Source organism: Kribbia dieselivorans NBRC 106261 (genome assembly GCF_001552435.1).
GTDB classification, from domain to species: domain Bacteria; phylum Actinomycetota; class Actinomycetes; order Actinomycetales; family Dermatophilaceae; genus Kribbia; species Kribbia dieselivorans.
Genome location: NZ_BCRE01000138.1, coordinates 1 through 5,072 on the forward strand (window position 1 = coordinate 1; position 5,072 = coordinate 5,072).

Annotated in this window: 4 protein-coding genes; 1 reads left to right on the top strand and 3 read right to left on the bottom strand. The window is 68.5% G+C overall.

The window, feature by feature from the left end; genetic code table 11:
* Positions 1–80 precede the first annotated feature (80 nt).
* The 3 genes from catA to KD1_RS11555 form a co-directional block, all read right to left on the bottom strand.
* A complete protein-coding gene (gene catA / locus KD1_RS11545; RefSeq protein ID WP_068402061.1) occupies positions 81–938 on the bottom strand; it encodes a catechol 1,2-dioxygenase in 858 nt (285 codons plus the stop codon).
* 102 nt (positions 939–1,040) lie between these two features.
* The gene (locus tag KD1_RS11550; protein WP_068402063.1) at positions 1,041–2,144 is read right to left on the bottom strand and encodes a mandelate racemase/muconate lactonizing enzyme family protein; all 1,104 of its coding nucleotides are present in this window, start codon (positions 2,142–2,144) and stop codon (positions 1,041–1,043) included.
* Positions 2,145–2,393: 249 nt separating this feature from the next.
* Positions 2,394–3,089 carry a hypothetical protein gene (locus KD1_RS11555; RefSeq protein ID WP_068402065.1) on the bottom strand — a complete coding sequence of 232 codons (696 nt, stop codon included), beginning with the start codon at positions 3,087–3,089 and terminating at the stop codon, positions 2,394–2,396.
* 294 nt (positions 3,090–3,383) lie between these two features.
* Between KD1_RS11555 and KD1_RS11560 the strand changes: the two genes are divergently transcribed.
* Positions 3,384–4,997 (top strand): choice-of-anchor I family protein, encoded by a 1,614-nt coding sequence (locus tag KD1_RS11560; RefSeq protein WP_068402067.1) that lies wholly within the window; start codon positions 3,384–3,386, stop codon positions 4,995–4,997.
* Positions 4,998–5,072: the final 75 nt, after the last annotated feature.

Here is a 5,072-nt window from a genome sequence, read left to right on the forward strand (position 1 = left end):
CGGGTGGGTGGGGAGAAACGCGCGGGCGGTCGGGTAGGACAGTCCTACCCGACCGCCCGCGGTGCACGGTGGTATCCGGATCAGGCCTGGGCCGGGTCCAGCACGAAGTCGTATTCGACCTTGTTCGTGCCGTCGGGCTGCGGCTGCGGGTTGAGCATGAGCTCGGGCTTGACGGCGCTGGCGATGTCGTCCTCGTTGTGCGGGTCGCCGGGGAAGTACAGTTGCGCGGTGAGCAGTTCGTGGCCCGGGGCGGAGACCTTGAGGTGGAGGTGGGCCGGGCGCCAGGAGTGCCAGCCGGCGGCGGCGATGAGCTGGCCACAGGCGCCGTCGGTCGGGATCTGGTACGGCGCCGGCTGGAGGCCGGCGATGTCGAATCGGCCCTGGTCGTCGGTGGTGAAGGTGCCGCGCAGGTTCCACTCCGGCAGGCCGGGGGCGTACTGGGAGTAGAAGCCGTTGGCGTCGGCCTGCCACAGCTCGACCACGGCGCCGCCGAGGGCCGAGCCGTCGGTGGAGGTCACCTGGCCGGTGAAGTTCATCTTCTGGCCGGGCTCGTCGTCGCGCATCGGCAGCGAACCGTTGGCACCCTGCTCCGGGGCGTTGGGCACGTAGTAGGGGCCCTCGATGGTGCCCTTGCTGCCCTGGCGGTGGGCGGTGTTGACCTGCTCGACCTCGTGCTCGACCCAGACGTCGAGGAAGAGCGGCCACTCGCCGTCCTCGCCGACCTTGATCAACCACGCCTTGAGGGCGTCGTACTCGGCGTAGGTCACCTGGTGCTTGTTGATGACCTCGAAGAGGCCGGTGAGGACATCCTTGGCGATGGCGCTGACGCGCTCCTGCGGCACGTCGATCGCGGCCTTCTGCTTGGCGGCGAACGCGGCGGTGGCGCCGGCGCCGGACTCGGCGGCCTTGGCGTCGAACTCGGTGCGGTTGTCGGTCATGTTCTCTCCTGCGCTTCCTTGCGATGGGCATCCGTCCGACTGGCGCGGATGCACGTCCTTACTGGGGGATGGGTGAAAGGTGAGGCGGTCTGTGCTGCCGGATCAGACGTCGATCCGGTAGTGGGCGAGCTTGTCGTCGTCGAGGTCGACGCCGACCCCCGGTCCTTCTCGAACGATCAACTCGCCGTTCGTGATCCGTAGCGGCTCGGTGAGCAGGTCGTCGGAGATGTCGAGGAAGTTCGACAGCTCCCCGGCGCGACGGGAGGTGCGCTCGAACGCCGCTCCGAATGTCACGGTCGCGTTGGTACCGATCTGGCCGTCGATCTGGTTGCCCATGACGACGTCGATGCCCAGGCCCTCGACAAGCCCGAGAATGCGGTGCGAGGTGGTGAAGCCGGTGCGGGCGGTTTTGATGCTCACCGCGGTGGCGGAGCCGGCAAGGATCTCGCGGGTGATGTCGGCCGGGGTGGGCACGCTCTCGTCGGCGACGAACGGCATCGGCGTGCGCTCGACGAGCCAGCGGCGACCGAGCACGTCGTCGGCGGGGTTGAGCTCCTCGGCGAGGGTGAGGCCCAGGTCGGCCATGGCGGTCAACGCCTGGGCCGACTCGGCGGCGGTCCAGCCGCGGTTGCCGTCGATGTAGAGCTCGATGGTGTCGCCGAAGTGGGTGCGCAGGGCGCGGCAGACCGCGACGTCGAGGTCGACCGGGCGCCGCCCGACCTTGACCTTGAATGTCGAGATGCCGTACGTGTCCTTCATCCGCTCGGCCTCGGCGACCATGCGCTCGGGCGACTCGAAGCCGAGCATGTGGCTGACACGCATGCGGTCGGTGAAGCCGCCGAGCAGGCTCGAGACGGACTGGCCGAGGGTGCGGCCGAGGGCGTCCCACATGGCCATGTCGATGGCCGCCTTGGCGGTGGGGTTGCCGATGGTGCGGGCCATGGCCTGCTGGGCCTGCTCACGCTGCAGGAGCGTCGTACCGACGATCGCGGGAGCGAACAGATCGCGCACCACGGCCACGATCGAGGCCTGGGTCTCGCCGTAGGTGTACGGGCGCGGGGGCGCCTCGGCGACGCCGACGACGCCGTCCTGGGTGGTCACCTTGATGACGACGTTGTTGGCGTGGGTGACCTCGCCGCTGGCGAAGCGCAGCGGGTGGGTGTAGGGGATCGAATAGGGGATCGCCTCGATGGCGGCGATCTTCACGAGATGGATCCTGGGTGCACGATGACTCCTTCGGCTACGGCGGCGTAGGTGCGACCGCGTTGTCGATGAGGTCCAGCGTGCTCGTTGAACTGAGAGTTGTGAAGGACCGGCTTCGTCCAGATCTAGACGAGCAGCGTCTAGGTGACGTGAGTCTGCGCCCCGCCAACCCCGCAACCCCCGCGGTTCGAGGTATTACGCGGCGGGAATCCGCCGCGTAATACCTCGAACCGGGGGAGGGGTGGGCGCGACTCAGAGCTCCCGGGTCATGCCGGGGACAACCCACCCGCGGTACTTGTGGGCGACCTTGGGGCTGACGTTGTAGCGCTTGGTGGTGCTCAGCCGCTTCCACGAGCCGTTCCGCCAGGCGCTGACGTACGTGGCCTGGGTGAAGTCGCCGTCGCGGTCCTCGTCGATCGACTCGCGCGTGGTCATCTTCAGGCCCGTCGAGGTCGTGCGCTGGTAGCTGAAGTCCGACCAGATCGACCCGTCGGTGATCCAGCGGTAGCCGGCCTTGGGGCTCTGGAGCGTGACGAGCTTGCCGTTGCGATAGGTCAGCACCCGGTAGTACATGGTGTGGGCGCCGACGTCAGTCTTGACGACGATCTCCCGACCTCGTGCGCCGTCGATCGCGGCGACCCCGCGCAGGTAGTAGCTGGGGTTGCGGTCGACGCGGCTGGTCTGGGTCGTCGTCCACAGGCGCTTGCCCCTGGCGGTGAAGACGCGGGTGGTGACCTTCATGCCGCCGTCCGCACCCGTGGTGACGCGGAAGCCGACGGAGTCGGCACGGCCGTCACCGTCGATGTCGGCGGTGCTGACGACCTTGCAGCCCGGCGTGCCGGCGCAGGCGTTCGGTGTCGCGGCCTGGGCGGTGCCGGCGCCGGCGAAACCGGTCGCCAGCAGGGCGACAGACGCGGCGACGGTCGTCGTGGATCGGATGTGCTTCATGGTTGTACTCCCCCTGTGCGTGAGAACGCGGCCCCTCGTTGGTCCGCACACTGACGGTAGCCACTGGGCGGGGCGTGTGGGCCTTTCTCGCAGATGACATTTCGGCCTCCCGCCCCTCCTCCTTCCGCACTCCCGCCCTCCGCCGGTTCGAGGTATTACGCGGCGGGAATCCGCCGCGTAATACCTCGAACTGCGGGGGAGCGAGTGGGTACGTCACCTGTGAGTCACCCAATGTTTGTCTGACGTTCACCTCGTGGCCCCGCGCCGCATGTCCTGACTTCCTACGGTTCGCACATGCCCAAGAAGGTTCTTTCCCCTGTTGTTTCCGCCTCCCTCGCGCTCGCCGTCGCTGCCGGCGCGGGTGCCATCGCCCTCGGCTCGGCCACGGCCGCACCCGAGGCCACCCCGGCCGCCCAGCCCTCGCTGAGCGCGCTCGGCTCGGTCAAGACCGGCGATTTCGCCGAGTCCGCCTCCGAGATCGTTGCCTACGACGCCAAGCGCAAGCAGGGCTTCGTCGTCAACGCCCAAGCCGGCCGGGTCGACGTCCTCGACCTCTCCGACCCGAAGGCGCCGGTCGTCGTCGGCTCCCTCGACACCCCGGGCGCCAACTCGGTCGCCGTTCACGGTGACCTCGTCGCCGTCGCCGAGCAGTCCGACCCCAAGCACACCCCCGGCACCGTCACCTTCTTCGACGCCCGCACGCTGAAGGCGATCACCACGGTCACCGTCGGCGCGCTGCCCGACATGCTCACCTTCACCGAGAACGGGAGCTACGTGCTGGTCGCCAACGAGGGCGAGCCGCAGGGCTACCTCGCCGGCCAGGTCGACCCGGAGGGTTCGGTCTCGATCATCGACGTCCGCAAGGGTGCTGCCCGCGCGACCGTCTCCACCGCCGACTTCCGCGCCTTCAACGACGAGGTCGACGCGCTGCGTGAGCAGGGCATCCGCATCTTCGGCCCCGGGTCGAGCGTCGCCCAGGACCTCGAGCCCGAGTACATCGCGGTGTCCACCAACGGCCGCACGGCCTACGCGACGCTGCAGGAGAACAACGCGATCGCCGTCATCGACATCCAGAGCGCCCGCGTCACCACGCTCATCCCGCTCGGTCTCAAGGACCACAGCCTTGCCGGCACCGGCCTCGACGCCTCCGACCGTGACGGCAAGATCAACATCGCCACCTGGCCGGTCAAGGGCATCTACATGCCCGACGGCATTGCCTCTTTCACGTCCAGGGGCGGCGAGTACCTCATCACCGCCAACGAGGGTGACGCCCGCGAGTACGACGGCTTCGAGGAGGAGGTGCGCATCGGGAACAAGAGCGTCAAGCTCGACCCCACGGTCTTCCCGAACGCGGCGACCTTGCAGAACAACGCCAACCTCGGCCGCCTGAACATGACCACCACCTCGCCGAAGAACGCCAAGGGTGAGTACACGCAGATCCAGGTCTTCGGCGGCCGCTCGGCCTCCATCATCGATGCCGCCACCGGCGAGCGCGTGTGGGACTCCGGTGACCAGTTCGAGCAACTCATCGCCGAGAAGTACCCGGCGATCTTCAACGCCAACCACGAGGAGACCGGGTTCGACAACCGCTCCGACAACAAGGGTCCCGAGCCCGAGGGCGTGGCCGTCGGCAAGATCGAGGGCCGCACGTACGCCTTCGTCGGCCTCGAGCGCGTCTCCGGCATCGCGGTCATCGATGTGACCGACGCGAAGAAGGCGAAGCTCATCGACATCGTGGTCAACCGTCAGGACGATGGCCCCGTCGGTGGGCAGCCCACCGGCGACCTCGGCCCGGAGGGTCTGACCTTCGTGTCCCAGGCCGACAGCCCCACCAAGCAGCCCATGCTGCTCGTCGGCAACGAGGTCTCCGGCACCACCACCGCATGGCAGATCAACCTCGGCCGCTGAGGTCGCGACACCCCAACGAACTCCGCCACGCGCCCGCCACGGGCGCGGTGATCGGTGACTGATCGAGGCTCCCCC